Source organism: Methylobacterium sp. Leaf465, from assembly GCF_001424705.1.
Lineage (GTDB): Bacteria > Pseudomonadota > Alphaproteobacteria > Rhizobiales > Beijerinckiaceae > Methylobacterium.
The window spans coordinates 196,281-223,261 of sequence record NZ_LMRA01000023.1 but is presented as its reverse complement, the minus strand read 5'-3'; the positions used below and the strand labels follow the sequence as shown (position 1 = coordinate 223,261).

29 protein-coding genes are annotated in these 26,981 nt (G+C 73.3%); 20 read left to right on the top strand and 9 right to left on the bottom strand.

Going from position 1 to position 26,981, the window contains the following annotated elements; translation table 11 throughout:
- Nucleotides 1-4: 4 nt before the first annotated feature.
- The 8 genes from ASG51_RS13270 to cobJ are packed head-to-tail and all read left to right on the top strand — an operon-like array spanning nt 5 to nt 9,132.
- Nucleotides 5-775 (top strand): CbtA family protein, encoded by a 771-nt coding sequence (locus tag ASG51_RS13270; RefSeq protein ID WP_056381277.1) that lies wholly within the window; start codon nt 5-7, stop codon nt 773-775.
- Nucleotides 768-1,208, top strand: a complete 441-nt coding sequence (locus ASG51_RS13265) for a DUF1636 domain-containing protein (protein WP_244479857.1) — start codon at nt 768-770, stop codon at nt 1,206-1,208. Before ASG51_RS13270 ends, ASG51_RS13265 begins: the two co-directional genes overlap by 8 nt.
- Nucleotides 1,205-2,239, top strand: coding sequence for a cobalamin biosynthesis protein CobW (gene cobW / locus ASG51_RS13260; protein WP_056214751.1), 1,035 nt, complete (start codon nt 1,205-1,207; stop codon nt 2,237-2,239). The genes ASG51_RS13265 and cobW overlap by 4 nt, the downstream gene beginning before the upstream one ends.
- Nucleotides 2,240-2,248: 9 nt before the next feature.
- Nucleotides 2,249-5,602 carry a cobaltochelatase subunit CobN gene (gene cobN, locus ASG51_RS13255; RefSeq protein ID WP_056381275.1) on the top strand — a complete coding sequence of 1,118 codons (3,354 nt, stop codon included), beginning with the start codon at nt 2,249-2,251 and terminating at the stop codon, nt 5,600-5,602.
- Complete coding sequence (locus ASG51_RS13250) at nt 5,599-6,939, top strand: hypothetical protein (protein ID WP_056381273.1); 1,341 nt, start codon at nt 5,599-5,601, stop codon at nt 6,937-6,939. The genes cobN and ASG51_RS13250 overlap by 4 nt, the downstream gene beginning before the upstream one ends.
- Complete coding sequence (locus ASG51_RS13245; protein ID WP_055947476.1) at nt 6,936-7,568, top strand: precorrin-8X methylmutase; 633 nt, start codon at nt 6,936-6,938, stop codon at nt 7,566-7,568. Before ASG51_RS13250 ends, ASG51_RS13245 begins: the two co-directional genes overlap by 4 nt.
- A complete protein-coding gene (locus ASG51_RS13240; RefSeq protein WP_056275308.1) occupies nt 7,568-8,359 on the top strand; it encodes a precorrin-2 C(20)-methyltransferase in 792 nt (263 codons plus the stop codon). Before ASG51_RS13245 ends, ASG51_RS13240 begins: the two co-directional genes overlap by 1 nt.
- Nucleotides 8,356-9,132 (top strand): precorrin-3B C(17)-methyltransferase, encoded by a 777-nt coding sequence (gene cobJ, locus ASG51_RS13235; protein ID WP_056352516.1) that lies wholly within the window; start codon nt 8,356-8,358, stop codon nt 9,130-9,132. The genes ASG51_RS13240 and cobJ overlap by 4 nt, the downstream gene beginning before the upstream one ends.
- A gap of 20 nt (nt 9,133-9,152) precedes the next feature.
- On the opposite strand, the gene ASG51_RS13230 is transcribed toward cobJ, so the two are convergent.
- Nucleotides 9,153-9,884 carry a cobalt-precorrin-6A reductase gene (locus ASG51_RS13230; protein WP_156389706.1) on the bottom strand — a complete coding sequence of 244 codons (732 nt, stop codon included), beginning with the start codon at nt 9,882-9,884 and terminating at the stop codon, nt 9,153-9,155.
- 28 nt (nt 9,885-9,912) lie between these two features.
- On the opposite strand from ASG51_RS13230, the gene ASG51_RS13225 reads away from it, so the two are divergent.
- Genes ASG51_RS13225 through ASG51_RS13210 form a run of 4 tightly spaced genes read left to right on the top strand, consistent with a single transcriptional unit; the run spans nt 9,913 to nt 13,689 of the window.
- A complete protein-coding gene (locus ASG51_RS13225) occupies nt 9,913-11,151 on the top strand; it encodes a bifunctional cobalt-precorrin-7 (C(5))-methyltransferase/cobalt-precorrin-6B (C(15))-methyltransferase (RefSeq protein WP_056381269.1) in 1,239 nt (412 codons plus the stop codon).
- Complete coding sequence (locus ASG51_RS13220) at nt 11,148-11,588, top strand: cobalamin biosynthesis protein (RefSeq protein WP_056381578.1); 441 nt, start codon at nt 11,148-11,150, stop codon at nt 11,586-11,588. The genes ASG51_RS13225 and ASG51_RS13220 overlap by 4 nt, the downstream gene beginning before the upstream one ends.
- Nucleotides 11,585-12,382 (top strand): precorrin-4 C(11)-methyltransferase, encoded by a 798-nt coding sequence (gene cobM, locus ASG51_RS13215; protein WP_056381267.1) that lies wholly within the window; start codon nt 11,585-11,587, stop codon nt 12,380-12,382. The genes ASG51_RS13220 and cobM overlap by 4 nt, the downstream gene beginning before the upstream one ends.
- Entirely contained in the window at nt 12,379-13,689 is a 1,311-nt protein-coding gene (locus ASG51_RS13210) for a cobyrinate a,c-diamide synthase (RefSeq protein WP_056381266.1), read from the top strand. Before cobM ends, ASG51_RS13210 begins: the two co-directional genes overlap by 4 nt.
- Before the next feature lie 15 nt (nt 13,690-13,704).
- Here ASG51_RS13210 and ASG51_RS13205 read toward each other — a convergent pair whose 3' ends face one another.
- Nucleotides 13,705-14,106 (bottom strand): helix-turn-helix transcriptional regulator, encoded by a 402-nt coding sequence (locus tag ASG51_RS13205; protein WP_056214719.1) that lies wholly within the window; start codon nt 14,104-14,106, stop codon nt 13,705-13,707.
- 481 nt (nt 14,107-14,587) lie between these two features.
- Between ASG51_RS13205 and ASG51_RS13200 the strand changes: the two genes are divergently transcribed.
- Together ASG51_RS13200 and ASG51_RS13195 are read left to right on the top strand one after the other, a co-directional pair.
- Nucleotides 14,588-14,923, top strand: coding sequence for an antibiotic biosynthesis monooxygenase (locus tag ASG51_RS13200; protein ID WP_056214716.1), 336 nt, complete (start codon nt 14,588-14,590; stop codon nt 14,921-14,923).
- Between the two features lie 482 nt (nt 14,924-15,405).
- On the top strand, nt 15,406-16,908 hold the full coding sequence (locus ASG51_RS13195; RefSeq protein ID WP_056381264.1) for an exopolysaccharide biosynthesis polyprenyl glycosylphosphotransferase: 1,503 nt from the start codon (nt 15,406-15,408) through the stop codon (nt 16,906-16,908).
- 40 nt (nt 16,909-16,948) lie between these two features.
- Here the strand turns inward: ASG51_RS13195 and ASG51_RS13190 are convergent, their stop codons facing one another.
- Nucleotides 16,949-17,437 (bottom strand): Fur family transcriptional regulator, encoded by a 489-nt coding sequence (locus ASG51_RS13190; protein WP_056214709.1) that lies wholly within the window; start codon nt 17,435-17,437, stop codon nt 16,949-16,951.
- Between the two features lie 132 nt (nt 17,438-17,569).
- Between ASG51_RS13190 and ASG51_RS25365 the strand changes: the two genes are divergently transcribed.
- From ASG51_RS25365 to ASG51_RS13180, 3 genes are read left to right on the top strand one after another with little or no spacing between them, the layout of a single operon-like run.
- Nucleotides 17,570-17,701: a hypothetical protein gene (locus ASG51_RS25365; protein ID WP_274534726.1), complete on the top strand. Its 132-nt coding sequence runs from the start codon at nt 17,570-17,572 to the stop codon at nt 17,699-17,701.
- 9 nt (nt 17,702-17,710) lie between these two features.
- Complete coding sequence (locus ASG51_RS13185) at nt 17,711-18,595, top strand: ABC transporter ATP-binding protein (RefSeq protein ID WP_056275291.1); 885 nt, start codon at nt 17,711-17,713, stop codon at nt 18,593-18,595.
- 38 nt (nt 18,596-18,633) lie between these two features.
- On the top strand, nt 18,634-19,458 hold the full coding sequence (locus ASG51_RS13180) for a metal ABC transporter permease (protein WP_156389722.1): 825 nt from the start codon (nt 18,634-18,636) through the stop codon (nt 19,456-19,458).
- Between the two features lie 49 nt (nt 19,459-19,507).
- Here the strand turns inward: ASG51_RS13180 and ASG51_RS13175 are convergent, their stop codons facing one another.
- Nucleotides 19,508-20,110 (bottom strand): exopolysaccharide biosynthesis protein, encoded by a 603-nt coding sequence (locus tag ASG51_RS13175; protein ID WP_274534725.1) that lies wholly within the window; start codon nt 20,108-20,110, stop codon nt 19,508-19,510.
- 334 nt (nt 20,111-20,444) lie between these two features.
- Here ASG51_RS13175 and bcsS point away from each other — a divergent pair, with 334 nt between their 5' ends.
- A complete protein-coding gene (gene bcsS / locus ASG51_RS13170) occupies nt 20,445-21,164 on the top strand; it encodes a cellulose biosynthesis protein BcsS (RefSeq protein WP_244480145.1) in 720 nt (239 codons plus the stop codon).
- Here the strand turns inward: bcsS and ASG51_RS13165 are convergent.
- On the bottom strand, nt 21,136-22,776 hold the full coding sequence (locus ASG51_RS13165) for a cryptochrome/photolyase family protein (RefSeq protein WP_082514016.1): 1,641 nt from the start codon (nt 22,774-22,776) through the stop codon (nt 21,136-21,138). The genes bcsS and ASG51_RS13165 overlap by 29 nt on opposite strands.
- Nucleotides 22,777-23,010: 234 nt before the next feature.
- Between ASG51_RS13165 and ASG51_RS13160 the strand changes: the two genes are divergently transcribed.
- Complete coding sequence (locus tag ASG51_RS13160; protein ID WP_056381262.1) at nt 23,011-23,877, top strand: formyltransferase family protein; 867 nt, start codon at nt 23,011-23,013, stop codon at nt 23,875-23,877.
- A 50-nt stretch (nt 23,878-23,927) separates the two neighbouring features.
- On the top strand, nt 23,928-24,098 hold the full coding sequence (locus tag ASG51_RS23485) for a DUF2256 domain-containing protein (protein ID WP_181017229.1): 171 nt from the start codon (nt 23,928-23,930) through the stop codon (nt 24,096-24,098).
- A 111-nt stretch (nt 24,099-24,209) separates the two neighbouring features.
- Here the strand turns inward: ASG51_RS23485 and ASG51_RS24205 are convergent, their stop codons facing one another.
- The 4 genes from ASG51_RS24205 to ASG51_RS13140 are packed head-to-tail and all read right to left on the bottom strand — an operon-like array spanning nt 24,210 to nt 26,856.
- On the bottom strand, nt 24,210-24,794 hold the full coding sequence (locus tag ASG51_RS24205) for a nucleotidyltransferase family protein (protein ID WP_056275287.1): 585 nt from the start codon (nt 24,792-24,794) through the stop codon (nt 24,210-24,212).
- 5 nt (nt 24,795-24,799) lie between these two features.
- A complete protein-coding gene (locus ASG51_RS24200; RefSeq protein ID WP_056381260.1) occupies nt 24,800-25,825 on the bottom strand; it encodes a molybdopterin-binding protein in 1,026 nt (341 codons plus the stop codon).
- On the bottom strand, nt 25,822-26,523 hold the full coding sequence (locus ASG51_RS13145) for an XdhC family protein (RefSeq protein ID WP_056214685.1): 702 nt from the start codon (nt 26,521-26,523) through the stop codon (nt 25,822-25,824). Before ASG51_RS13145 ends, ASG51_RS24200 begins: the two co-directional genes overlap by 4 nt.
- A gap of 9 nt (nt 26,524-26,532) precedes the next feature.
- The gene (locus ASG51_RS13140; protein ID WP_056214682.1) at nt 26,533-26,856 is read right to left on the bottom strand and encodes an XdhC family protein; all 324 of its coding nucleotides are present in this window, start codon (nt 26,854-26,856) and stop codon (nt 26,533-26,535) included.
- Nucleotides 26,857-26,981 lie beyond the last annotated feature (125 nt).

Below are 26,981 nucleotides of genomic sequence, written 5' to 3'. Positions count from 1 at the left end.
TCCCATGATCATCCGGCTCGTGTCGGCGGCCCTGGTCGCCGGCCTCCTCGCGGCCGTCGTCGCGACGGGCCTGCAGCTCGCACTCACCTCGCCGCTCATCATCGCGGCCGAGCGCTACGAGACGCAGGCCTCCGCCGCCCCCGTTCGGCCGACCCCCGCCTCGCTGATCGTCCGCGTCCATGGCGGTCACGATCACGGCACCAAGGATCCCTCGGTGGCGGGCGGCGAGGTCGCGCCCGACTGGCAGCCTGGCCCCGGCCTGCCGCGCATGGCCTTCACCGCGCTCGCCACCCTGGTGGGCGGCGTCGGCTACGCGTTCCTGCTCGGTGCCGTGCTCCTGGCCTGCAACCGCGAGCCCAACCCCGAGACCGGCCTGCGCTTCGCCATCGGCGGCTTCCTCGCGGTGGCGCTGGCCCCCGCCCTCGGCCTCGCGCCGGAACTCCCCGGAATGGAGGCCGCGCCGCTGGCCGACCGCCAGTTCTGGTGGGTGATGACCGCCACGGCCACCGCCATGGGGCTCTACCTTATCGCGATCCGGCGGGCGCCGATCACCATCGCGGGCGGCATTGTGCTCCTCGTCGCGCCCCATCTCGCGGGTGCGCCGGAGGCGAGCCACGCCGCCTCGAACCTGCCGGCCTCCTACGCCGCGCAGTTCGCGGCGCGCTCGCTGGGCATCGCCTTCGTGTTCTGGGCGGTGATCGGGTTGGCCTATGGCTGGGCCTGGGGGCTGTTCGGCAAGACCCGGCCGACCCACGCGCGGCCGACCCATGCCTGACCACATGCCCGACCCGCGGCCTGACACGGACCACGCCGCCGTCACCCTCTACGTCTGCGCCACCTGCCGGACGGCCGGCGACGCCTCGGAGCCGCGGGCGGGCGCCCGCCTGCTCGCCGCGCTTCAGGACGCCGTGAGCGCCGGCGGCCACCCGGGCATCACGGTCGAGAGCGTCGAATGCCTCTCGGTTTGCAAGCGCCCCTGCACGGTGGCGGTGGCCTCGCAAGGCCGCTGGACCTACGTCTACGGCGATCTCGACCCGGTCGCGTCGGCCGGCACCATCCTGGACGGCGTGGCGCTCTATGCCGAGACGCCGGACGGCATCGTGCCGTGGAAGGCCCGGCCGCAGGAATTCCGCAAGGGCGTCGTCGCCCGCCTTCCCCCATTCCCGCCGCCCGTCGCGGCGCCCCCCCTTCCGGACGCCGCCGAATGACCCTCGTCGCCAAGATCCCCTGCACCATCGTCACGGGCTTCCTCGGGGCCGGCAAGACCACCCTGGTGCGCCACCTCGTGGAGAACGCGAACGGCCGGCGCCTCGCCATCATCGTCAACGAGTTCGGCGACATCGGCTTCGACGGCTCGTTCCTGGCCGCCTGCGGCATCGAGGGCTGCGGCGACGAGGACATCGTCGAGCTCGCCAACGGCTGCATCTGCTGCACCGTGGCCGACGATTTCGTGCCGGCCCTGAACAAGCTCCTCGACCGGGCCGATCCGCCCGAGCACATCCTGATCGAGACCTCGGGCCTCGCCCTGCCCAAACCCCTGGTCCAGGCCTTCCAGTGGCCGGCGATCCGCTCGCGGGTGACGGTGGACGGCGTGGTCGCGGTCATCGACGGCCCGGCCGTGGCCGCCGGCTTCTTCGCCGACGATCCGGCGGCGCTCGCCGCCCAGCGCGCGGACGACGCCAGCGTCGACCACGACAATCCCCTCGAGGAGGTGTTCGAGGACCAGCTCCTCTGCGCCGACCTCGTGGTGATGAACAAGGCCGACCTCCTCGACGAGGCCGGGCGCGCCAAGGTCCGGGCCGAGGTCACCGAACACCTGCCCCGCGCGGTGAAGATGGTGGAGGCCGAGCACGGCCGCCTCGACCCGCGCGTGATCCTGGGGATCCAGGCGGCGGCCGAGGACGACCTCGACGCGCGTCCGTCCCACCACGGCGAGGGCGAGGACCACGACCACGACGACTTCGATTCGGTGGCGCTGCCGGTGGCGGCCACGGCCTCGGCCGAGGACCTGGCCATCCGCGTCGCCCGCGCCGCCGAGACGGAGGGCGTGCTGCGCATCAAGGGCTTCGCCGAGGTTACCGGCAAGCCGATGCGCCTCGTGGTCCAGGGCGTCGGTGCCCGCATCGCCCACCATTACGACCGCCCCTGGAAGTCCAGCGAGCCCCGCGACGGCCGCCTCGTGGTGATCGGCCTCAAGGGGTTCGACCAGGCCGCCGTCGCCGCCGCCTTGGCGGGATAAGCGTCCGCCATGCACCTGATCCGCATCGATACGGTCTCCCTCGACGAGGGCGAAGCCGCGATCGATCTCGGTCAGGCGCCGGGGGACATCGTCTTCCTGTCCTTCACCGATTCGGATCTCTTCGGCATGGCTGGCGCCCACGCGGCGGTCTTCCCGCCGGGTTCGGCCGGAGGCCCGACCCTGCGGCTCGCCAAGCTCGCGAAACTTCGCCACCCGATGTCGGTCGACCTCTACGTCGAGTCGGTGATCGCCCAGGCGCGGATGGTGGTGATCCGCTGTCTCGGCGGCCTCGATTACTGGCGCTACGGCATCGAGCGCGCCAGCGCGGCCGCCCGCGCCGCCGGGGTGGCGCTCGTGGTGCTGCCGGGCGACGACCGGCCCGACCCGCGCCTCGACGCCTATTCGACGAAGCCGGAGCTCGCCCCCGACTTCGACGCCTATTTCCGGGCCGGAGGCACGGCGAACCTGCGCCGCCTGGTCGGGCGCATGGCCGCCGCGATCGGATATCCCGCGGCGGTCGAGGCGCCCCTGCCCCTACCCCGCGGCTTCGTCTGCTGCCCGGGCTGCGGCCCCGTCGCGGACGGGCAGGCCCGCGCCGCCGGACGACCGTTCCAGACCGCCCCGGCCGAGGCGCCGCTGGCGCTGGTCGTGGTCTACCGGTCCAGCGTGCTCTCGGGCGACACCGCGCCGATCGCCGCGTTGGGCGCCGCGCTCCAGGCGCGCGGCCTTGCGGTGCTGGCCGTGGCGGTGTCGAGCCTGAAGGACCCCGCCGCGATCGCGCCCCTCCGGGCGGCCATCGCGGCGCATCGGCCCGCCATCGTCATCGCCGCCACCGCCTTCTCGGCGCGGGAGGATGCCGGGTTCGTCCTCGATGCCGCCGATTGCCCGGTCCTACAGGCCTTCAGCATCGGCGCGGCGCGGGACGCCTGGGCCGCCTCCGCCCGGGGCATGGGTGCGGCCGACCTCGCAATGCAGGTCGCCCTGCCGGAATTCGACGGCCGGCTCTCCGGGTTTCCGATCTCGTTCAAGGAGGAGGGTCCGGAAACCGAGGGCTTCGCCGAGCGCCGTGCCGTGCCGCACCCGGAGGGCATCGCGGCCCTGGCCGAGCGTGCCGCCGCCTGGATCCGCCTTGCCCGGCTCCCCCGGGCCGAGCGCCGCCTCGCCCTGGTGCTTTCGGACTATCCCGCCCGCGGCGGCCGCGCGGGCTTTGCCGTCGGCCTCGACACGCCGGAGAGCGCGCGGGCGATCGTCGCGGACTTGGCGCAGGCCGGCTACGGCATCGGCGCATTGCCGGACGCCGAGGCACTGATGCGGGGTCTGACGCAGGGGCCGAAGGACTTCGCGGTCGACCTCGATGCCTACCGGGACTGGTTCGGCACGCTGCCCGAGACCGCGCGCGCGGCCCTCGACGCCGAATGGGGTCCGCCCGAGGCCGACCCGGTCTGCCGGGACGGCGCGTTCCGCTTCGCGAGCGTGGCCCCTGCGGGCGGGCGCCTCGCGGTCTTCCTGCAGCCCGATCGCGGGCGGTCGACGGACCGCAAGGCCGCCTATCACGACCCAGACGCGGTGCCGACCCACGCCTATCTGGCCTTCCACCTCGGGCTGCGCAGCCGGTTCGACGCCCTCGTTCACCTCGGCACCCACGGCACCGCCGAGTGGCTGCCGGGCAAGGCCGTCGCCCTTTCGCCGGATTGCTGGCCGGCCCGCGCCGTCGGGGCGCTCCCGGTGGTCTATCCCTTCATCGTCGACGATCCGGGCGAGGCCGCGCCCCTGAAGCGGCGCCTCGGGGGCGTCGCCCTCGGACACCTGACGCCGCAGACCGGCGTGACGGGGCTCGACCCCGACGCGGCGCGCCTGCGCGCGCTCGTGGAGGAATACTCCGCCGCCAGCGTCCTCGACCCGCGCCGCGCCGCGATCCTGGCGCGCACCATCCTGGACGAGGCGATGTCGGCCGGGCTGCTCGCCGGTGCCGGGATCGACGCCGACACGCCGATGCCGGACGCGCTCGCGGCCCTCGACGCGCATCTCTGCGACCTCGGCGAGGTGACCGCGCGCGACGGGCTGCACGTGTTCGGCCGGGCCGGGGCCGAGGCCTCGGAGGCGGTGGCCGCCTGCGCGGAGGGCGAGCGCCTCGGCCTGCTGCGTGGCCTCGACGGCCGCTTCGTGGCGCCCGGTCCCGCCGGCTCGCCGTCGCGCGGGCGCACCGACGTGATGCCCACGGGCCGCAACCTCGCCACCCTCGACCCGCGCAGCCTGCCGACCCGGGCCGCCACCACCCTGGGGGCCAGGGCCGCCGACGCCGTGGTCCTGCGCTACCTGCAGGACGAGGGCGAGTACCCGGCCCGGATCGTCATGGATCTCTGGGCTTCGCCCACCCTGCGCACCGGTGGCGAAGACATCGCCCACGCCCTGGCCCTGATGGGCGTGCGCCCGGTCTGGGACCACGCCTCCACCCGGGTCACCGGTTTCGAGGTGCTGCCGCTGGCGCTCCTCGACCGGCCGCGCATCGACGTGACGGTGCGGGTCTCGGGCGCCTTTCGCGATACCTTTCCCGAGACCCTGTCGCTCCTCGCCCGGGCCGCCGAGGCAGTGGCAGCGCGGGAGGAAGAGGATGACGAGAATCCGCTGGCCGCCGCCCGCCGCCGGGGCGAGGCGCCGGCCCGAGTCTACGGCGCGGCGCCCGGGCGCTACGGCGCGGGGGCCGGCGGCCTCGCCCTCGACGGGGCTTGGGACAGCCGCGACGATCTCGGGCGGGCCTATCTCGCCGCCACGTCGCACGCCTATGGGGGCGCGGCGGACAGCGAGGATGCGGGCTTCGCCGCCCGGGTGGCCGGCGCCGACGCCTACGTGCACGCCTTCGACGTCGCCGAGCGCGACCTTCTCGACGGCGACGCCGCCGTGGAGGCGATGGGCGGCTTCTCGGCCGCCGCCGCCCTGACGGGGGCGAGCCCCGCCCTCTACAGCCTCGACGTCGCCACGCCCGAGACCCCGAAGGCGCGCACCGCCCGCGAGGACGCCGCCCGTCTGATCCGGGGCCGCCTCGCCCATCCGCGCTGGATCGCGGCGCAGCTCCGGCACGGCTATCGCGGCGCCCAGGAACTGGCACAGGGGGTCGACGCGGTCTTCGTCCTCGCCGCCACCACGGACGCGGTGTGCGACGCCGACCTCGACCGGCTCTACGGGGCGATGATCGCCGACCTCGAGACCTTCGAGACCCTGCGGGCGGCCAATCCGGAGGCGGCCCGCGCCATCCTCGAGCGCTTCGACGAGGCCCGCCGGCGCGGCCTCTGGACCACCCGGCGCAACGCCATGGCGGCCGACGAGATGGCGGCCGACGAGCTGCTGCGCGAGGCGGCGGAATGACCGCGCCCCGCCGCGTCGCCCCGGAGGCGCCGAGCCGGCGCGGCTGGTGCCCCAGCCTCGCCCGGCCGATGCCCACCGGCGACGGCCTCCTTGCCCGCGTCCACCCGCCCCTCGGGCGCCTCACCCCGGCCCAGGCCCGGGCGGTGGCGGCGGGCGCGCGCCGCTTCGGCAACGGCCATGTCGACGTCACAGCCCGGGCCAACCTGCAGATCCGCGGCGTGACCGAGGCGACCCGCTGCGACCTCGCCGAGGCGCTGGCGGCCGTCGGTCTCGGGGATGTCCGCCACGACGGGGGCCCGCAACGCCTGACCCTGACCACGCCGCTGGCCGGGCTCGAACCCGAGGCGGTCCCGGCCCTGGCCCAGGCCATCGAGGCGATCGGGCGGGTGATCCCGGGCCTGCCGCCGAAGTCGCTGGTGGCCGTCGAAGCGGCCACGCACGGGATCAGCCTCGGTTCGGCGGAGGCCGACCTTCACGCCGTCGTCACGCGCGCGGGTTTTGCCCTGCGCCTCGCCGGCGACGCGGCCTGGTGGCGCCTGCCCGACGGTGCGGCGCCGACCATCATCGAGGCGGCCCTGCGCCTGCTGGCGGCGAGCGGGCAACGGCGGATGCGCGATGTTCCGGCAGCGGCCCGGGCGGAGACCCTGGCTCGCTTCGGCCTGCAGCGCATCGCCGGGCCGGCCGAGTCGGCCGCCCTGAGCCCGGGCTTGCTGGCCCTGCCACCCCTATCTCTCCCGGACAGCGAGTCCCGGCGATTCTCGCCCCCGAGGGCGGAGGGGCGCGTCGCCCTCCTCGTCGACGCCCCCTTCGGCCGCTGCACCGCCGACGCCCTCGACGCGCTCGCCGACACGGCGGACGCCGTCGGCGGCGCGGACCTGCGCCTCTCGCCGACCCGCGGCCTCCTCCTCGTCTGCGCCGCCGCCGCCGTTGCCGAAGCCGCGCGGGAAACCCTGGCCGGGGCCGGCTTCCTGACGCGGGCCGACGATCCGCGCGGGGCGGTGGCGGCCTGCCCAGGCGCGCCGGCCTGCGCGTCGGGCTCGACCCCGACCCTGCACGACGCGGCCCGCCTGGCCGAGGCGTTCCGGCCCTTCGCGGCGCGCGGCCTGCGCGCCCATGTCTCGGGCTGCCCCAAGGGCTGCGCCCATCCGGGCGCCGCCGACCTCACCCTCGTCGGGCGGGACGGGTGGTACGACGTGGTGCTGTCCGGGCGGCCGGATGCCTTGCCGGCGACGCGCCTCCCTTTCGAGGCCGCGCTGGAGCGCGTAAGGAGGGCGGATTCGGCACATTCCCTCGCCCGGATCTTCCCAGAACACCCGCCAGGACCGCGACCGTCATGAGTTCCCGCCTCGACTACCTGCGTGACGGAGGGGCCATATATGCCCGCTCCTTCGCGATGATCCGGGCCGAGGCCGATCTCGCGCGCTTCCAGGGCACCGCCGAACGGGTCGTGGTGCGGATGATCCACGCCTGCGGCATGACCGACCTGCCGCGCGACGTGGAGGCCTCCCCCGACTTCGCGCAAGCCGGCGAGGCGGCCCTGAAGGCCGGCGCGCCGATCCTGTGCGACGTCCGCATGGTCGCCGACGGCGTCACGCGGGCGCGGCTGCCCGCCGACAACCGGGTGATCTGCACCTTGAGCGATCCGCGCGTGCCGGACCTCGCCGCCGCCATGAACACCACCCGCTCGGCCGCCGCCATGGAGCTCTGGCGCGAGCACCTGCCCGGCAGCGTCGTGGCGGTGGGCAACGCCCCGACCTCGCTGTTCCGCCTCCTCGAGCTTCTCGACGAGGGCGTGCCGCCCCCCGCCGCCGTCATCGGCATCCCGGTCGGGTTCGTCGGCGCCGCAGAGTCGAAGGAAGCCCTCGCCCGCGACGGTCGGGTGCCCTTCATCGTGGTCCATGGCCGGCGCGGCGGCAGCGCCATGACGGCCGCGGCCATCAACGCGCTCGCGCAAGAGATCGAGTGATGGATTCCGGCGAGCGCCTTCCCCCCGATGCGGCGGAGCGGACCGAGATCCCGCGCGCGGTGAGCACCGGCACCCTGTTCGGCGTCGGCATGGGCCCGGGCGAGCCGGACTACCTCACCGTGCGCGCCATGCGGGTGCTGGAGCGGGCCCCGGTGCTGGTGCATTTCTGCAAGAAGGGCCGGCGCGGCAACGCCCGCACCATCGCGGACGCCGTGCTCACCGCCGAGCCGGGGCGCGAATGCCCCCTGGTCTACCCCTACACCACCGAGCTCCACCCGGAGCACCCGGACTACGTCGCGGCCCTCGCCGCCTTCTACGACGACGCGGCCGGGCGCCTTGCCGACCATCTCGGTGCGGGCCGGGACGTCGCCATCCTGTCGGAGGGCGATCCGTTCTTCTACGGCTCGTTCATGCACCTGTGGCGGCGCCTGAAGGACCGCTTCCCCGTGGAGGTCGTGCCCGGCGTCACCGGGATGTCCGGCTGCTGGACCCGCGCCGGCACCCCGATCACCTGGGGCGACGACGTGCTGACCGTGCTGCCCGCCACCCTGCCGCACGCCGCCCTGGTGGAGCGCCTGCGCGCCACCGACGCCGCCGTGCTGATGAAGCTCGGCCGCCACCTGCCGAAGGTGCGGGCGGCGCTCGCCGAGGCCGGCGTGCTGGAGCGCGCGGTCTATGTGGAGCGCGGCACCATGGCGGGCGAGCGGGTGATCGCCCTCAAGGACAAGCCCGACGACGAGGCGCCCTACTTCTCGATGGTGCTCCTACCCGGCGAGGGACGCCGGCCGTGAGCGGCCCGACCTCGGCTTCCGGGTCCGTCGCGATCGTCGGCCTCGGCCCCGGCGATCCGCGCCTGCTGACGGCGGCCGCCCAGGAGGCCCTGGCCCAGGCGCAGGATCTCATCGGCTACATTCCCTACGTCGCCCGCGTGCCCGAGCGGCCGGGTCTCGTCCGCCACGCCAGCGACAACCGGGTGGAGGTCGACCGGGCCCGCCACGCCCTCGAACTCGCCGCCTCCGGCCGGCGCGTCGCGGTGGTCTCCGGCGGCGATCCCGGCGTGTTCGCCATGGCGGCGGCGGTGTTCGAGGCGGTGGAGGCCGGCGATCCGGCCTGGGCCCGGCTCCCTATCACGGTGGAGCCCGGCATCACCGCGATGTTGGCCGCCGCCGCCCGCCTCGGCGCGCCCCTGGGCGGCGATTTCTGCGCGATGTCCCTCTCGGACAACCTCAAGCCCTGGGAGGTCATCACCGCCCGGCTGGAGGCGGTGCTGCGGGCGGATTTCGTGATCTCCCTCTACAACCCGATCTCCTCCGCCCGGCCCTGGCAGCTCGGCAAGGCCCTCGATCTGGCCGCCGAGATCCGGCGCGGCGACACGCCGGTGATCTTCGCCCGCGCCGTCTCGCGGCCCGACGAGGCGATCCGGGTGCTCACCCTCGATGAAGCGCGGACGACCACGGCCGACATGGCCACCATGGTGATCATCGGCGCCTCGGCCACCCGCCTGATCCCGCGCGGCGACGCCACGCCGTTCGTCTACACGCCGCGCAGCGTGCCGGCGGCGTGATGCGCGGGTCGGCGCGGGCCTCAGAGGGCGGCGATCCCCGCGAGGGCCCCCGCGACGTCCGGTACGCTCGGCACGTCCGGCTTCTCCGGGCGGTCGACCATCACGACCGGCAGCCCCAGCGCCCGCGCCGCGGCGATCTTGCCGTAGGTGGCGCCGCCCCCGGAATTCTTGCTGACCAGGACCTCGATCGCGCCCTCGGCCAGGAACGCCGCCTCGGCGGCCGCGTCGAAGGGGCCGCGCGCCTGGACCGAAGTCAGCCGCGGGACCGCCAGGGCGATGTCCTCGATGGCGCGCACGACGTAGTCGTGCTGCGGCGCGCCGGCGAAGGCCCCGACCTCCTGCCGGCCGATGGTGAGGAAGACCCGGCGCGGCGCGCGGCCGAGCGCCCGGGCGGCCGCCGCCATGTCGGGCACCGTCGTCCAGCGGTCGCCGGCCACCGGCCTCCAGGCCGGACGGCGGATCGCCAGCAGGCGCGTGCCGGTCCGGGTGCAGGCCTCGGCGGCGTTGGCGCTCATCCGGGCCGCGAAGGGATGCGTCGCATCAACCACGAGGTCGGTGCGGTCCTGGGCCAGCCACGCGGCGAGCCCCTCCACGCCACCGAACCCGCCGATCCGCGTCGGCACGGGTTCCGGCTTCGGCCGGCTGGTGCGGCCGGCGAGCGACAGGGTGACGGCATCGCGCCGGCCCATGGCCAGGAGCCCGCGCACCAGGGCGCTCGCCTCGCCGGTGCCTCCCAGGATCAGTATCCGCATGCTCCCCCCACCCTCGGGGCCGTTCTCCATGACCGGTAACGCCGTGTCCACCAGCCCGCCGGCCGCCCCCTGGCTCACCATCGTGGGTATCGGCGAGGACGGACGCGCGGGCCTGAGCCCCGCCGCCGCCGCCGCCCTCGACGGCGCGCGCCTCGTCTATGGCGGACGCCGGCACCTGGCGCTGGCCGCGCCGCTCGCCGCCGAGACGCGGGTCTGGCCGAGCCCCATGGCGGACGCCTATCCGGGACTCCTCGCCCGGCGCGGCACGCCCACCTGCATCCTGGCGACCGGCGATCCGTTCCACTACGGCATCGGGGCCGAGATCGCCCGCATCGTCCCGGCCGCGGAGATGCGGGTCTTCTCCCAACCCTCGGCCTTCAGCCTCGCCTGCGCCCGCCTCGGCTGGCCCCTGGCGGAGACGGGCTGCCTCACCCTGCACGGCCGGGCACTGCCCCGGCTGATCCCGCATCTCCAGCCCGGCGCCCGCCTCCTCGTCCTGACCTGGGACGAGACCACGCCGGCGGCGGTCGCCGCGCTCCTGGCCGAGCGCGGCCTCGGCGCATCCCGCCTCACCGTCCTGGAGGCCATGGGGGGGCCGCGCGAGCGCCGGCGCAGCGCGACGGCCGCGGGCTTCGACCTCGTGGGGATCGACCCCCTGAACACCCTCGGCATCGAGGTCGTCGGCGCGGCCGCGGCCCAGGTGGTTACCGTGAGCCCCGGCCTCGACGACGCCTGGTTCGAACATGACGGCCAGCTGACCAAGGCCGACATCCGAGCGGTGACGCTGGCAGCCCTGCGCCCCCGCGCCGGCCAGACCCTGTGGGACATCGGCGCCGGGGCCGGCTCCATCTCCATCGAGTGGATGCTGCGCCACCCGAGCCTGCGGGCCATCGCCGTCGAGGGCAACCCGGCCCGGGCCGCCCGCATCGCCCGCAACGCGGCCCGCCTCGGGGTGCCCGACCTGCGCGTGGTGGAGGGTCCCGCCCCGGCGGCCCTGGCCGGCCTGCCGGCCCCCGACACCGTCTTCATCGGCGGCGGCGTCACCGCGCCGGGCGTCCTCGACGCGGCCGTCGCCGCCCTGCCCCCGGGCGGACGCCTCGTCGCCAACGTGGTGACCCTGGAGGGCGAAGCCGTGCTGCTCGCGGCCTTCGGGCAGCAGGGCGGGAGCCTCAAGCGCCTGACGGTCGCCCATGCGGATCCGGTCGGGCACCTGCACGGCTGGCGCGGGGCGATGCCGGTGACGCAATGGGCCTGGGTGAAGGCATGAGGGGGGATGGCACGGCGCCGGTGGAACCCGGACCGGGCGACCTCGTCGCCGGAATCGGGTTTCGCCATGCGACCGCGCCTGCCGAGATCCTTGCCCTGGTCGCGCAGGCCTGCGACGCCGCCGGCCTGCCGCGCGCCCGCGTCGTCCGCCTCGCCACCGCCGGCGACCGGGCCGGGGAGCCGGCGATCCGCGCCGTCGCCGAGACGCTCGGCTGTCCCCTGGAGGCCGTCCCGCCCGAGGCCCTGATCGCCGTGGACGCCGAAGTGCCCACCCGCTCGCACCGGATCGAGGCGTCGCGCCGGGTCGGCTCGGTGGCGGAGGCCGCCGCCCTCGCCGCCGCCGGACCGGGTGCGACGCTGCTGCTGCGGCGAATCGCCAGTGCCGGGGCGACCTGCGCCCTTGCGCTTCGCGCACAATCCGTCACGCAGGATCCATGACCGTACACTTCATCGGCGCCGGCCCGGGCGCCGCCGACCTCATCACCGTGCGCGGCCGCGACCTCATCGCGCGCTGCCCCGTCTGCCTGCATGCCGGGTCCCTCGTGGCGCCCGAGATCCTGGGCTGGTGCCCGCCGGGCGCCCGCATCGTCGATACGGCGCCCCTCGACCTCGACACCATCGTGGCCGAATGCGCGGCCGCCCACGCGGCGGGCCAGGACGTGGCGCGCCTGCATTCGGGGGACCTCTCGATCTGGAGCGCCCTCGCCGAACAGACCCGCCGCCTCACCCAGGCCGGCATCCCCTTCACGGTGACGCCGGGCGTGCCGTCCTTCGCCGCCGCCGCCGCGCTCCTGCGGCGCGAGCTCACCGTTCCGGGCCTCGCCCAGTCCGTCGTCCTCACCCGCACCTCCGGGCGCGCCAGCGCCATGCCGGCGCGCGAAACCCTGGCGGCCTTCGCGGGCACCGGCGCCACCCTCGCCCTGCACCTCTCGATCCACGTCGTCGACGCGGTGGTCTCCGAGCTGACGCCGTTCTACGGCGCCGATTGCCCCGTCGCGGTGGTGTTCCGCGCCACCTGGCCCGACGAGCGGGTGCTCACCGGAACCCTGGCGACGATGGCGGGCCAGGTGGCCGAGGCCGGGCTGGAGCGCACGGCGCTGATCCTGGTGGGGCCCGCCCTCGACCCGGCGGAGTTCCGGGAGAGCGCCCTCTACGCCACCGATTACGACCGGCGCTTCCGGCCGACGGGCGAGACCGTGCGAACCGCGCGGGCAAACGGAGACCGACCGTGAGCGTGCCCGGTCTCCTCGTCGCCGCGCCCCGTTCGAGCTCGGGCAAGACCACCGTGACCCTGGCGCTGATGCGGGCGCTGGCCCGACGGGGCCTGGCCGTGCGCGGCGCCAAGTGCGGGCCGGACTACATCGACCCCGCCTTCCACCAGGCGGCCACCGGCCATCCGAGCTTCAACCTCGACAGCTTCGCCATGCCGGAGCCGATGCTCGACGCCGTGGCGGCCCTCTCGGCTCTGGGCGCCGACCTCGTGATCGCCGAGGGCTCGATGGGGCTGTTCGACGGCATCGTGGCACCGGAGGGGCGCACGGGCGCCAATGCCGACATCGCCGCGCGCTACGGCTGGCCGGTGATCCTCGTCCTCGACGTCTCCGGCGCCGCGCAATCGGCCGCCGCCCTCGCCCTCGGGTGCCGATCCTACGATCCGCGCATCCGCATCGCCGGGGTGATCCTCAACAAGGTCGCGAGTGCCCGCCATCGCCGCCTCGTGGAGGCAGGCCTGAGCCGCATCGGCATGCCGGTGCTCGGGGCGCTGATGCGGGATGCGAGCCTCGTCCTGCCCGAGCGCCATCTCGGCCTCGTCCAGGCCCGCGAGACCAACGACCTTGAGGCCCGGCTCGACCGGCTCGCCGACCTCGCCGAGGCCGGCCTCGACCTCGACGCGATCCTGGCCGCCACGGCCGGCGCGGCCCCCGCCCCGGGCGCCGGCATCCTGCCCCGGCCGCCGGGCCAGCGCATCGCCATCGCGTCGGATGCGGCCTTCTCGTTCCTGTACCCGCACATGGCGGCGGGCTGGCGGGCGGCGGGCGCCGAACTCGTGCCCTTCTCGCCCCTGGCCGACGAGCCGCCCCCGGCCGATTGCGATGCCGGCTGGCTGCCCGGCGGCTATCCCGAGCTCCATGCCGGCGCCCTGGCGCAGGCCAGGCGCTTCCTCGACGGATTGCGGGTGTTCGCCCGGGGAAAGCCGGTGCACGGGGAGTGCGGCGGCTACATGGTCCTGGGCGAGAGCCTGGAGGATGCGCAGGGGGTCACGCACGCCATGGCGGGCCTGCTGCCGGTGGCGACCTCCTACAAGACCCGCCGCCTGCACCTCGGCTACCGCGTCGCGACGCTGCTGGCCGAGGGCCCCCTCGGGGGCGCGGGCGCACGCCTCGTCGGGCACGAGTTCCACTATGCCAGCGAGACGAGTGCGCCGCCGACCCCCGAGACGGGGCTCGCGGCGGTGACCGATGCGGAGGGCGTACCCCTCGGCCACGCCGGACACCGGCGCGGCGCCGTGACGGGCAGCTTCTTCCACTGGATCGGTTAGGGGCTCGGCGAGCCCCTAACCGGCGGCGGCGGGCTCGGGTGCCTGCTTGCCCATCTTTGCGGCCGTCCGCACGATGGCGAGCACGTCGCGGCGCAGTTGATCGTCCTCGATCAGCGCGTAGGCCCGCAGCAACTCGATCGCGCCCTGCGCGCTGAGGAAGCCGAAGACATCGGACTGGGTGCCGCCAACCTCGTCTTCCTCGAAGAAGGCCGAGACCGGAACTTCGAGAAGACGGGCGATCTCGCGCAGGCGCCCGGCACCGACGCGGTTCTGCCCCTTCTCGTACTTCTGGACCTGCTGGAAGGTCACGCCCACGGCGGTCCCGAGCGCCGTCTGGCTCAGGCCGCGCGCCTTGCGCAAAGCGGTGATCCTCAATCCGACGAGGCGATCGACGTCGGTAGTCTGCTTAGGCATCATCTCTCGATTCAGTCCCTATAGAAATTTTCAGCCCCCGCCCGGACCAGCCCCGGGGACGATGAGGTTGGAGCGCTTTCGTACGAAGGCGTGCAGGATTCCTTAAGTTCATTCGCCACGAAACCAAGGCAGTCGATCAACGATTGAACGTGGTGGTAGAGACTATCCTTGTCTGCAGTCGAACGCCACTAGATGTTTACTCCGCATGAGCATCGGAGGTGACCGTTCTGAGAGCTTGACCACAAAGCTGGCACGGATTGCAAGCGCGACGTTGCGATCGTCCCTCGCGAGTTTCGCTGCACCGCGAACGCACCCACGGCTCCGAATGCCTGACGAACCGGGCGCGGCCGGGCTTTCATCGGGCGGTCCGCGCCGGGCCGGAGCGCGGCGCATCCGCCGCACCGGATGGCTTTTCGTGCCCCTATGCCCCAGGTTAGAGGTGTCGCACGGGATCGTCCGAGACGCCGAAAAACCCAGGTGGATCATGTATATCGCAATGAATCGCTTCAAAGTCGTCAAGGACGCGACGGAAGACTTCGAGCAGGTTTGGCTCGGCCGCGACAGTCATCTCGGCGAGATGCCGGGCTTCGTCGAGTTCCATCTCCTCCGCGGTCCTGAAGGCGAGGACCACGTGCTGTACGCCTCCCACACCATCTGGTCGTCGAAGGCGGATTTCGAGGCCTGGACCCGATCGGAGCAATTCCGGAAGGCCCACGGCCGCGTGCCGTCGACCAAGCCCCTCTACCTGGGCCATCCTCAGTTCGAGGGGTTCGAGACGATCCAGACCGTCGCACGGCCCGATTCGGACGCCGCCGCCTGATGCGTGGGGACCTCTCGCGGCAGCCGCGAGGCCGGTCGGATCGACCCGGCGTGACGTGTCCCGGGTCGAGACGTGACGGGACAACCCGGCGAGGCGCGGCCGGCCCGCCGCGCCGGCCGCGCCTGAACCAGGGGCGTCGGGCGGAGGCCGGGATCGATCCCCAGCGCCCGGGCGCTCCGGGTCGAACGATAGTCGTGCGCAACCCTCTGCGCGGGACCGACGTTGTGGGGCGGTATGCGCGACCGGACGGATCCGCAGGTCGCGGGACGACGCCTCAAGGGTCCACCGGAAGAGGTCCTTCGCGAAGCAACCTGTCGAACGCGCGACCCCGTCGCGGTCGAGACCCCGCGCCGCGCCGTCGGACGAGAGCAACGGACTCCGGGCCCGTGTCTTGCACCGATCGTCTCGGCATCCCTAACTGATCCGTGATTTCGGTTCAGTTTCGGACAGTCTTCGCATCAGGACGGGACAGAGCGCTCCAGATGTTTCATGACCGAATCCCCGCCGCTCTCGAGAAGCTTCCAGTGTCGCGGGCGCGTCACGATGTCTGGGCGGCGCTTCTCCCCCGACGCAGCCGCACCGCGTTTCGGATCGGGCTCTCGGCCGCGACCGCCATTGCCGATATCCTCGTCATCGTCAGCGTCGCCGCGGGGATCGACGTCGCCTACCGGACGGCCTTCGACGGCACCGGGCCGGTGGCGGGACACAGCGGCAGCTTTGAGCTCGCCGCCCTGGTCGCCCTGTTCGTGCTGCTGACGAACCTCGTCCGCGAGGACTACCATATCGAGACGCTGCTCGCCCGCCGGCCGCACCTGCGGCGGGCGACGACGGTCTGGATCGGGGCCTGGGCCGTCGTGCTGCTGATCGGCTTCGCCACGAAGACGACCCATGAGTATTCGCGCCTGGTGTCCCTGGGGATGTTCGCCGGCGGCCTCCCGGCGATGCTGTTCGCCCGCGCGACGATGCTGCGCCTCGTCCGCAGCGCGGCGACATCGACATCGGGCAACACCAACCGGGTCCATCTGGTCGGCTACGAGGAGGATATCGCGCGCTTCTATGCCCACAACGACCCCGAGGCCCTCGGCCTGCGCGTGATCGGCACGAGTTATCTGCGCCAGGTCGACCCGACCGGCGACGCGGCGGCCCGGCACGCCCAGAGATCGGAGGATCTCGATCTCGCGGTCTCCGTGGTGCGCTTCCTGCGCCCGGACGATGTGTTCATCCTCCTGCCCTGGTCGGACGCCTCGGACATCGAGCGCTGCATCGACGCTTTCCTGCGGGTGCCGGCGGCCCTCCACCTGCGCCCCGGCTCGGTGATGGATCGCTTTCCGGACCTCGCCCTCGCCCGGGTCGGCCGCCTCTCGGGCATCAATATCGGGCGTCGCCCGCTCCAGGCCGGCGAGTTGTTCCTGAAGCGCAGCCTGGACCTGACCCTGGCCCTGATCGCCCTGGTGCTGCTGAGCCCGCTCTTCCTCGTGGTGGCGGCGCTGATCAAGCTCGACAGCCCGGGTCCGGTGTTCTTCCGGCAGAGGCGGTACGGCTTCAACCAGCAGCCCTTCGGCGTCTTCAAGTTCCGCAGCATGAAGGCCGCTCCGGAGGAGGTCTTCAAGCAGGCGACCCGCAACGACAGTCGCATCACGCCGATCGGCCGCGTCCTGCGGCGCTCGAACATCGACGAGCTGCCTCAGCTCATCAACGTGGTGCTCGGCGAGATGTCCCTCGTGGGGCCGCGCCCCCACGCCCTGGCGCATGACCGCAGCTTCGAGAACCGCATCGCCCTCTACGCGCGACGCCACAACGTGATGCCGGGCATCACCGGCTGGGCGCAGGTGAACGGCCTCCGGGGCGAAACCCTCACCGACCTCGACATGCAGCGGCGGGTCCAGCACGACCTGCACTACATCGACAACTGGTCGATCTGGTTCGACCTGCGGATCCTGTTCATGACCGTGTTCTCGCCCCGCGCCTACGAGAACGCGTGCTGAGCCGACGAGCGGCCCGGCGCGAGGCCGCGGGCGTGCCCGCTCACTCCGCAGTGGTCCGGCCGAGGCAGGCACCGCACTCGCCCTCGACCTCGAGGATGCGGCTCGTCGGCTTGAAGCCGGCCTTGGCCAGGGTCCGGCCGAGCTGATCCTCCACTTCCGGCGAGGTGGTCTCGTCGATGGTGCCGCAGTTCCGGCAGATCAGGAAGACGAGGCCGGCGCCCTCGGTGTGGGCGTGGCCGCAGGACACGAAGGCGTTACGGCTGGCGATCCGGTGCACGAGTCCGTGCTCGGTGAGGAAATCCAGGGCACGGTAGACCGAGACCGCCGCCACGCGCCGCCCCGGCTCGCTCAGGGTCTCGGCGATGTCGTAGGCGCCCATCGGCCGCGTCTGCCCCGCCACGGCCGCCAGCACGTCGCGACGCAGGCGGGTGAATTGCAGGTCGCGCTCGCGACACAGGCGCTCCGCCCGGGCGATCGCTTCCTCCGCCCCGCCGCAACCGTGGTCATGCGTCGCCGCATGGTCGTGCATGATCTGCCCCGTGAACCCGGCCCGTTGAACTGCCCGAGTGTTACAGTGTATCACCGCCAACATAAGCCGGCGCTCCCGTTCGGGCAAATGATCCATCGGTGACCCGAGCCCCGCCGTGACCCAAGCCCCGCCGTGATCCAAGCCCCGCGCCCCCCTGCCGCCCTCCGCCGCTCGCTGTTCCAGGCCGGCGCGTCCTTGCGCTTCGCGGTGGCGCTGGTCCTGACCCTCCTGCTCTGGGCCGCCATCCTGTGGGCCTCCCGATGAGTCGTGACCATGAGCTGTGATCTGCCCGGCGCCATCACGCTCCACGGGCTGACCCTGGGCTACGACCGCCACCCGGCGGTCCACCACCTCGACGGGGTCATTCCGCCCGGGGCCCTCCTCGCCCTGGTCGGGCCGAACGGGGCCGGCAAGTCGACCCTCCTGAAGGGCATCGTCGGCGAGATTCCGTGTCTCGAGGGCCGGATCGCCCGTCCGGGCCTCGAGGAGGCCATCGCCTACCTGCCGCAGGCGGCGGAGATCGACCGCAGCTTCCCCCTCAGCGTCCTCGATCTCGTGGCCATGGGCCTGTGGCGGCGCCTCGGCCCCTGGCGGAGCGCGCGCCGGCATCGGGCGACGCTGCTGGACGCCCTCGCCGCCGTCGGCCTCGCCGGATTCGAGGCGCGCCTGATCGGCACCCTGTCGGGCGGCCAGTTCCAGCGGGCCCTGTTCGCGCGCCTGATCGTGCAGGAGGCCCGCGTCCTCCTCCTCGACGAGCCGTTCACGGGGGTCGACGGACGCACCACGGCCGACCTGCTGGCCCTGGTCCGCGCCTGGCACGGGCAGGGCCGCACCATTGTGGCCGCCCTCCACGATCTCGGACAGGTGCGGAGCCACTTCCCGCACACGCTCCTGCTCGCGCGGGAGCGCGTCGCCTGGGGACCGACCGAGCGGGTGCTCACGCCCCAGAACCTCGCCCGCGCCCAGAGCCTGTCGGAGGCCTGGGACGAGGATGCCGCGGTTTGCGGCCGGCACGAGGAGCCGGGCCCGCCCCACGACCACGACCACAGTCCCGACCACGACCACAGTCCCGACCATGACCACGGCCCCGATGGGCGCCATGCGCATCCGCATGCCCACGACCATGGGGCGGTACGCGACCGGGGGCACGCCGCGTGATCGACCTCCTCTTCGGTCCCTTCGTCGAATTCGGCTTCATGCGCCGGGCCCTGGTCGGCTGTCTCGCCCTGTCGCTCTCGGCCCCGCCCGTCGGCGTGTTCCTGATGCTGCGGCGCATGAGCCTGATGAGCGACGCCATGAGCCACGCGATCCTGCCCGGGGCGGCGGCGGGCTTCCTGGTGGCGGGGCTGTCCCTGCCGGCCATGACCCTGGGCGGCTTGGCCGCCGGCCTCGCGGTGGCGCTGCTGGCCGGCTTCGTGACCCGATCCACTGTGATCAAGGAGGATGCGAGCCTCGCGGCCTTCTACCTGATCTCGCTGGCCGGCGGCGTCCTGCTGGTCTCCCTGCGCGGCTCGCAGATCGACCTGCTGCACATCCTGTTCGGCAGCGTCCTCGCCCTCGACGACCCGGCCCTCTGGCTCCTTGGCGGCATCGCCACCGTGACGCTGTTCGGGCTGGCGGCGATCTATCGGCCCCTGGTGATGGAATGCGTCGATCCGCTGTTCCTGCGCACGGTCAGCCGGGCCGGCGGCCCGGTGCACTACGCCTTTCTCGGCCTCGTGGTGATGAACCTCGTCGGAGGCTTCCAGGCCCTCGGCACACTGCTGGCGGTGGGGCTGATGCTGCTGCCGGCCATTGCGGCGCGGTTTTGGGCGGCGGACCTGTCGGGCATGATCCCGGTCTCGGTCCTGATCGCGATGCTGTCGAGCGTGGTCGGGCTCAGCGTGTCCTACCAGGCCGATCTCCCGACCGGGCCCGCGATCGTACTCGCGGCGGGCGGCTTCTACCTGGTCTCGATGCTGATCGGGCGCCGGGGCGGCCTGGTCCGCCGGCTGGTGCGGGCGCGCCATCTCGAAGCCTGACGGGCGCAGCGACCCTCGGAGCGCGGCGATCCTCGGCGCGGTCCGTCCGTCAGAGAGCGAACAGGCTCATGAGGCCGGAGATGATCGCATAGACGAAGCCGGCATTGAGGAGGACGCCCACGGCGCCGATGGCGAGCCCCCCCAGAACCACGACGCCGTCGCGCTCGACGAGGCCGAGGCCGACGAGGCAGATGGCGAGGCCGAGGGGGATCTGTCCCACGATCGGCGCGGCCACGATCAGGGCCAGCGACAGGGTGAGCAGGATGAGGCCGACGCCGCGCATGCCGAGGGCGGTCTCGAACAGGCTCATGCGCGGGCGCGACCAGTGCTCAAGGCGGCGCAGCAGCGGCACGGCCCGGCTGGCGGCCCGCTCGACGTCGCTGCGGGCGACGGACCGGCGCAGCAGCGCGCGGGGCAGCCAGGGCGAGGCCATGCCGGCTGTGATCTGAATCGCAACCAGCAGCAGCAGAAGACCGCAGACCAGGGGGATCGGCGGCGGCATCGGCAGGCAATTGGGCAATCCGAGGATGACGATGAGGAGCGCGAAGGCGCGATCCTTCAGGACGGCGACGATCTCGCCGACGGTCAGCCGTTCCCCTTCCTGCTCGGCGAGCACGGTGAGAACCTCGGAAGTTCTGGCAGCTGGTGACAAGAAAGCTCGGCCATTGGCGACGGTCCTGAGCCGGGCTGTAGCCGAGATGGGCGCCGAGGCCAAGCGGCGCATCCGCGCGCCGGGAAGGCCCCGAAATGCGGTCCTCGAACGGATCCACCCGGTCCTGGAAATCGACTCGCACTCAAATAATCAATCTTAGGTTGCGAAGAATCTCGGTTAGTTGCGATGAGGTATCTTGACCAGATGTGTTCTGTGCGATGGATCAAAATACAATCAGAGAGTTATAATTTTTATGTTATATAGATTCTAGATTGATTCCGGGGCCCGGTGCCATGACCGCCAGGGCGTCCTCGGGGTCGAACCTGGGACGCCCGTGCGCGCGACGACCACAGCCCTGTCCGAGGCGAAGCGAAAGCCCAAGCGGTTCGTCGTGCCGGCCGCCTGCGCCGCCGGTCTCCTCGGCACGCCGGCCCTGTCCTCCTCGCCGGCCTCGCTCGTCCTGTTCGGAAGCCTGGAGGCGAGCCCCTCCGTCTTCGTGACCACCGGGGCGAAGCTGGCGCCGGACCGGGTCGACCGGGAGGGATTCGTCGCCCTGGGGAGCCTCGGCGGCCAGCGCCGCCGCGAGGGCGCCGCCACGCGCGACACCGCGATCGGCGCCGTCGTGCTCGGCTACCAGTGGTTTCGCGACTGGGGTGTCGTGGCGGCCTATGCGGGGCCGGAGGGATCGATGGAGGTGGTGTCGGGCTGCGGCTGCGTGCAGGCCCTGCCGCCCCGCTTCGGCCTGCGCCTCCACGGCGAGGTGTGGGCCCACCCCACCGACGCGACCCTGTTCGCCGCCACGCTGGTGACCGGCACCACCCGCATGAGCACCTGGGGTCGCCTCGCCTGGGGCTATCGGCACTGGGGCGCCTATCTCGGACCCGAGATCGCCTTCTCCGGGGACGGGACCGGCTACCGGAAGTGGAACGTCGGCCTGCACGCGACGGATTTCGCCCTCGGCGGCTTCAGCCTGCGCCTCTCGGCCGGGCTGCAACTCGCCGGCGATCAGGACCCCGGCCCCTATCTCAGCCTTTCCGTCTGGACGCCCTGGTAACCGTGTCGCGGGCCGGATGGCGGGCCAGATTCGACCGGGGCGGCGCCAGGGCGAGGGTGCCCTGGTCGGCCGGGGCGGCCGGCGGCGCCGCGTCGAGCCCGTCGAGGAAGCGCGCCGCGTCGTCGAGGATCGCGGCGCGCTTCGTCGGGTCCATCCGCGCCAGGGTGCGGTAGGGCATGGCGAGGCGCGGATTGTCCGCCAGGCGCTCCGCGTGCCGGATGAGGAAGTTCCAGTAGAGATAGTTGAACGGGCAGGCCGATGGACCGGTCTTCTTGGCCACGTCGTAGGCGCAGCCCCGGCAGTAATCCGACATGCGGTTGATGTAGGCGCCCGAGGCCGCGTAGGGCTTCGAGCCCATCACGCCGCCATCGGCCCAGAGCACCATGCCGTGGACGTTGGGCAGCTCGACCCATTCGTAGGCATCGGCGTAGACGACGAGGTACCATTCCTCCACCTGCTCGGGGGCCAGGCCGGCGAGCAGGGCGAAGTTGCCCGTCACCATCAGGCGCTGGATGTGATGGGCGTAGGCGTGGGTGCGGGTGGCGCCGATGCACTGCGCCAGGCAGTTCATCGCGGTCTCGCCGGACCAGTAGAACCACGGCAGATCGCGGGTGGCCTCGAGGGCGTTCGACGCCGCGTAGTCCGGCATCCGGGCCCAGTACAGGCCGCGCACGTATTCGCGCCAGCCGAGGATCTGGCGGATGAACCCCTCGACGCAGTGAAGCGGGGCCTCCCCGGCGCGATAGGCGCGCTCCGCCGCCCGGCAGACCTCCTCCGGCGTCAGCAGCCCGGCATTCAGCGCCGGCGCGATCAGCGCGTGGTACAGGAACGGCGCGTCCGCGCGCATCGCGTCCTGATAGTCGCCGAAGGCCGGCAGGCCGACGGCGAGGAAGTGCTTGAAGGCGGTGATGGCCTCGGCCCGGGTGACCGGCCAGGCGAAGGCGTCGGTCTCGCCGAAGTGATCCGCGAAGTCGCGCTCGACCAGGGCGATGACCTCCCGGGTCACGGCATCGGGCGGGAAGCCGACGCGCTCGGGCACGCCGTGGCCCTTCGGCAGCCCCTTGCGGTTCTCGGGGTCGAAGTTCCAGCGGCCGCCGGTCGGCTCGGTCCCCTCCATCAGCAGGCCGGTGCGGCGGCGCATGCCGCGGTAGAACGTCTCCATGCGCAGGCTCCGGCGGTCGCCGGCCCAGGCGGCGAAGTCGGCGCGGGGGCAGAGGAAGCGGTTGTCGTCGCGAATCTCCACGGGCGGGCCGAGATCAGCGCGCCAGCCCTCCATCATGGTCCAGACCCGCCACTCCCCGGGTTCGGTGACGACGACGCGGTCGACCGCGTGGCGCGCAACGGCGCGTTCCAGCTCGCCGGTGAAGCTGCCGGTGTTGCCCGGGGCATCGAGGCGGACATAGTCGACGGTGATGCCATCCGCCTCCAGGTCCGCCGCGAAGTGGCGCATCGCCGAGAACAGGAAGGCGATCTTCTGCTTGTGGTGGCGCACGTAGGTGGCCTCGGCCCGCACCTCGACCATCAGGACGACGTCGTGGTCCGGATCGAGATCGGTGAGGGTGGCGATGCGGCGGGTGAGCTGGTCGCCGAGGAGGAAGCGGAGCGTGCGGATGGCGATCAGCCCTCGGCCTGCCGAAGAGCCCGAAGGGCGTCCCGCGGCGGGCGCCGGCCGGGCGCTCGTCCGCCCGCGTCGCCGATGACGATCTCCCGCCTCATGCGCGCTCCCATATTCATGCCCGCTCCCAATTCGCTCCCGATGCGGTAGGTATGGCGGATGCCGGGGACGGGGAGCCGTCCCCGCGCGGGATCGACCGATCCGTGACGTCGCAGGACCGTCGGGAGCCGCATGAAGTTCGCCTTTGCCGGAATCGATTTCCTCGGCGGCGTGTTCGAGGCCCTGATCGGGGCGGGCTGGACGCCAATCAAGCTGTTCACCCGGCCCTGCGACGGGATCTACGACCACAACGAGGCGGTGGTGACGCAGGCCCGCCGCCACCGCGTGCCGATCCAGATCTCGCGGATGCGGCCGGAGGACCTCGCCGGGCTCGCGGAGGCGCAGGGCCGGGACTGGGCCCTGGTGGTGGCGGGCTATCCCTGGCTGATCCGGGGCTGGCGCGGGCGGTGCGCCTACGCGCTCAATTTCCACCCCTCCCCGCTTCCCCTGGGCCGCGGACCCTACCCGCTCTTCAAGGCGATCTCCGACGGGCAGCCGGACTGGGGCGTCACCGCCCACGTGCTGGCCGAGGACGGCTTCGACACCGGCGACATCCTGGCCCAGGAGCGCTTTCCGCTCGCGGCCCTGGAATCGCATGAGACCCTGCTGGCCAAGTGCCAGATGGCGGCGCGCCGCATCGCCGCCGGCCCGATCGCCCGGGACCTGCCCGCCCTCTGGCGGACGCCCGCTCCCCAGGGCACCGGCTCCTACTGGCCTCGGGTGACGGATGCGGATCGCACCCTCGACTTCCGCGCCGAGGTCGAGACGATCCTGCGCCGGGTCCGTGCCTTCGGCACGATCGAGACGATCGCCCGGGTCGGCGAGTCCCGGGTCTACGTGGCGGCGGCCGAGGGCTGGCGCGAGGCGCATCGGCATGCGCCGGGGACGGTGGTGCAGCGCTACCGCCGCCACGTCGTCATCGCCGCCCGCGACGGCTACATCCAGCTCACTCGCTGGAGCCCGGTCCCGGTCAGCGAGGCCGGACAGCTGGGGCGGTAGGCTGCCCTATATCGGAGCGACCCCTCCACGAAAGCGATCGAGCAGACCCCATGGCGCGGATGCGCAAGAAGGCCGATCTTCCCACCAAGATCTGCGTCCAGTGCGGCAAGCCCTTCGCGTGGCGCAAGAAGTGGGAGCGGGTCTGGGACGAGGTCCGCTACTGCTCGGACCGCTGCCGGGCCGAGGCCAAGCGCGCGCCGGCACGGGCGGCTCAGGACTGATACGGGCTCCGCCCGATCGGAGCGGTGCCCGTCTCGGCAAGCCTGCGCGGCGCTGGAGCGAGGCCCAAATCCGCCATCCCGAAGGGATCAAACGGATTTGTAGGAGCCCCCTCAGCGGAGGGCGGCGAGACCGTCCGGCGTGTCGACGTCCAGGCGCACACCCGCATCCATCGCGCATTCGAGCACGTCGGCGCGTCCGGCGAGCAGGCGCCCGGCGCCCTGGTCACCCGAGAGACCGGCGAGGGCGGGAGCCAGGAGACCTAGGTTCAGGAGGACCGGGTTGCCACGCACGCCCGCATGGATCGGCACCACCGCCGCGGGGGCCGGCTCCGCCCGGCGGAAGGCGTCGGCCAAATCCTGGAGGTGGCGGGCGGTCACCCGCGGCATGTCCCCGAGGAGCACGATCGCGCTCCCCGCCGCCGGCAGGGCCGCGAGTCCGGCCTGGAGCGAGGTGGCGAGACCGTCCGCGTAGGCCGGGTTCACGACCCGGGCGAGGTCGAGCCCGTCGAGGGCGGCGCCGACCCGGCCGGCATGGGCGCCGAGCACCGCAACCACCGGGCCGAGCCCGGAGGCGATCGCGGCCTCCGCGGCGTGGCGGACGAGCGGCCGCCCGGCCAGCGGCTGCAGCAGCTTCGGCTCCGCGCCGAAGCGCGTCCCGCGCCCGGCCGCCAGGAGGATGAGACCGAGTTCAGGCATCGTTCTCAGGCATCGTCTTCGGCCGGGTCGCCGCCGGAGCGGGGCTGGGGCCGCGACCCGATCTCCATGAGGAGCCCGCCGACACCGAGGGCGACGATGTCGGCCCGGGTCACTTCGAGGCCGGCGAGCAGCCGGTGCAGCACCCAGTCGAAGCCGTTCTCCTTGGGCGAGCGCGCACAGCCCGGCGCGCCGATGACCGGCACCGCGGCGACCCGTCCGACCAGGAGGAGGTTGCCCGGGTCCACCGGCATGCCGAGATGCGCGACGTGGCCGCCCGCCGCCTCGATCCCGGCGGGGATCACGTCGCGCCGGTCGGCGATGGCCGAGGCGCCGAACACCACCACCAGCTCGGCGCGATCCTCCGTGACCGCGGCCCGGATCGCCTCGGCCACGGCCTCGCGGCGATGGGACACCCGGGCGTCGGTGACGAGGGCGGCGCCCGTCGGGGCGAGGCGGTGGCGCAGGTTGGCGAGGGTCTTGTCGATGGTTGCGGGCTTCAGGCCGGGCAGCAGGGTCGAGACGACGGCGACCCGGGTCAACCGGTAGGGCGCCACCGCGAGCGCCCCCGCGGGCGCGGCACGGCAGGCCCGGTCGAGGGCCGCGCCCGGAACCGCATAGGGGATGATCTTGACCGTGGCGACCATCTCGCCGGCCACCACGGGCTTGTAGGGCGCGAGCGTCGCCACCGTGATCGCCTCGTCCACACCGTTGACGGCGTCGACGGCGGCCCGGTCGATGTGCAGGAGCCCGGCGGTCGCCGCATGGAGGTTGCAGCGGCCGGTGAAGGGCAATTCGCGGCGCAGGTGCGGACCGGCGAGATGCGCGGCGAGGCGTTCGGCCGCCGGATCCTCGGCCACGTCGCCCGGCTCGAGGGTGACGGCCACGAGTTCGGACAGCCCGGCGGCCGCGAGGCGCGCGGCGTCCTCGGCCGGGATGACCCGGCCCTTGCGCAGGGTCACGTCGTGGGAGCGCACCGTATGGGCGGCGATCAGCCCGGCAGCCTCGCGCGTCGGGACGGCCCCGAACTTCACGCGGCGGCTCCGGTGCGGGGGGTGCGCTGCGCGGCGATGATCTGCGCCAGGATCGAGACCGCGATCTCGGCCGGGCTGACGGCCTGGATGGAAAGGCCGATCGGCGCCGCGATCCGGCCGATCTCGGCCTCCGCGAACCCCGCCTGGGTCAGCCGGCCGACGCGGGCCGCGTGGGTTTTGCGCGAGCCGAGGGCTCCCACATAGAAGCACCCCGCCCGGAGGGCTGCGGCCAAGGCCGGATCGTCGATCTTCGGATCGTGGGTCAGGGCCGCCACGGCGCAGTAGCGGTCCAGGGGCGGGACCGGACCGGCCAGGGCGTCGTCCGGCCATTCGGCCACGAGGTCGATGCCGGGGAAGCGTTCCGGCGTCGCGAAGGCGGTGCGCGGATCGATGACGGTGACGGCGAGATCGAGGGCGCGCGCCATCGGGCACAGCGCCTGGCTGATGTGCACGGCGCCGATCACCACCAGGCGCACCGGGGGCGCCTGCACGGTGAGGAAGACCGAGCGGCCGCCCGCCTCGGCGAGGCCGCTCTTGCCGGAGGCGAGGTGGCGGGCGAGGAGGTCGCCCAGGGGATCGCCGGCGATCTCGGCCTCGCGCACCACCCGCTGGGCCCCGCCGTCGAGGTCGGTCACGAGGATGGCGGCGCGGCGCGCGGCGCGCTCGGCGTTGAGGATGGCGAGGGTCTCGAGCTGCATGCCGGCGCCTCAGGCCACGGACTCGACGAAGACGCGAATGCGCCCGCCGCAGGACAGTCCGACCCGCCAGGCGGTCTCGTCGGCCACGCCGAATTCGATGATGCGCGCCTGCCCGTCGGCAATCGCCTCCAAGCCCTCGGTGATCACCGCGCCCTCGACGCAGCCGCCCGAGACCGAGCCGAGGAAGTTGCCCTCGCCGTCGACCACGAGGTGACTTCCCACCGGCCGCGGCGCCGAGCCCCAGGTCTCGATGACGGTAGCGAGCGCCACCGCGCGCCCCTCGCGACGCCAGGCTTCGGCCGCGCCGAGAATGTCGTTGTCGGTGGAAAGCATGGTCCTGGCGAACTCCGGCGCGGGATCCGGCCCGCTGCGTGGAACTGGAATGAAAACCCGGTAAACCGAGGTAAGGTCCCGCGCCGCCGTGGCAATGCGCACCGGGGCGGCGCGGCCACCGGGGC

Bases quoted from the DNA above. Each gene is read 5' to 3' on its own strand.
- ASG51_RS13270 (WP_056381277.1), top strand. From the start codon at position 5: ATGATCATCCGGCTCGTGTCGGCGGCCCTGGTCGCCGGCCTCCTCGCG.
- ASG51_RS13265 (WP_244479857.1), top strand. From the start codon at position 768: ATGCCTGACCACATGCCCGACCCGCGGCCTGACACGGACCACGCCGCC.
- cobW (WP_056214751.1), top strand. From the start codon at position 1,205: ATGACCCTCGTCGCCAAGATCCCCTGCACCATCGTCACGGGCTTCCTC.
- cobN (WP_056381275.1), top strand. From the start codon at position 2,249: ATGCACCTGATCCGCATCGATACGGTCTCCCTCGACGAGGGCGAAGCC.
- ASG51_RS13250 (WP_056381273.1), top strand. From the start codon at position 5,599: ATGACCGCGCCCCGCCGCGTCGCCCCGGAGGCGCCGAGCCGGCGCGGC.
- ASG51_RS13245 (WP_055947476.1), top strand. From the start codon at position 6,936: ATGAGTTCCCGCCTCGACTACCTGCGTGACGGAGGGGCCATATATGCC.
- ASG51_RS13240 (WP_056275308.1), top strand. From the start codon at position 7,568: ATGGATTCCGGCGAGCGCCTTCCCCCCGATGCGGCGGAGCGGACCGAG.
- ASG51_RS13230 (WP_156389706.1), bottom strand. From the start codon at position 9,884: ATGCGGATACTGATCCTGGGAGGCACCGGCGAGGCGAGCGCCCTGGTG.
- ASG51_RS13225 (WP_056381269.1), top strand. From the start codon at position 9,913: ATGACCGGTAACGCCGTGTCCACCAGCCCGCCGGCCGCCCCCTGGCTC.
- ASG51_RS13220 (WP_056381578.1), top strand. From the start codon at position 11,148: ATGAGGGGGGATGGCACGGCGCCGGTGGAACCCGGACCGGGCGACCTC.
- cobM (WP_056381267.1), top strand. From the start codon at position 11,585: ATGACCGTACACTTCATCGGCGCCGGCCCGGGCGCCGCCGACCTCATC.
- ASG51_RS13205 (WP_056214719.1), bottom strand. From the start codon at position 14,106: ATGATGCCTAAGCAGACTACCGACGTCGATCGCCTCGTCGGATTGAGG.
- ASG51_RS13200 (WP_056214716.1), top strand. From the start codon at position 14,588: ATGTATATCGCAATGAATCGCTTCAAAGTCGTCAAGGACGCGACGGAA.
- ASG51_RS13195 (WP_056381264.1), top strand. From the start codon at position 15,406: ATGTTTCATGACCGAATCCCCGCCGCTCTCGAGAAGCTTCCAGTGTCG.
- ASG51_RS13190 (WP_056214709.1), bottom strand. From the start codon at position 17,437: ATGCACGACCATGCGGCGACGCATGACCACGGTTGCGGCGGGGCGGAG.
- ASG51_RS13185 (WP_056275291.1), top strand. From the start codon at position 17,711: ATGAGCTGTGATCTGCCCGGCGCCATCACGCTCCACGGGCTGACCCTG.
- ASG51_RS13180 (WP_156389722.1), top strand. From the start codon at position 18,634: ATGCGCCGGGCCCTGGTCGGCTGTCTCGCCCTGTCGCTCTCGGCCCCG.
- ASG51_RS13160 (WP_056381262.1), top strand. From the start codon at position 23,011: ATGAAGTTCGCCTTTGCCGGAATCGATTTCCTCGGCGGCGTGTTCGAG.
- ASG51_RS23485 (WP_181017229.1), top strand. From the start codon at position 23,928: ATGGCGCGGATGCGCAAGAAGGCCGATCTTCCCACCAAGATCTGCGTC.
- ASG51_RS24205 (WP_056275287.1), bottom strand. From the start codon at position 24,794: ATGCCTGAACTCGGTCTCATCCTCCTGGCGGCCGGGCGCGGGACGCGC.
- ASG51_RS13145 (WP_056214685.1), bottom strand. From the start codon at position 26,523: ATGCAGCTCGAGACCCTCGCCATCCTCAACGCCGAGCGCGCCGCGCGC.
- ASG51_RS13140 (WP_056214682.1), bottom strand. From the start codon at position 26,856: ATGCTTTCCACCGACAACGACATTCTCGGCGCGGCCGAAGCCTGGCGT.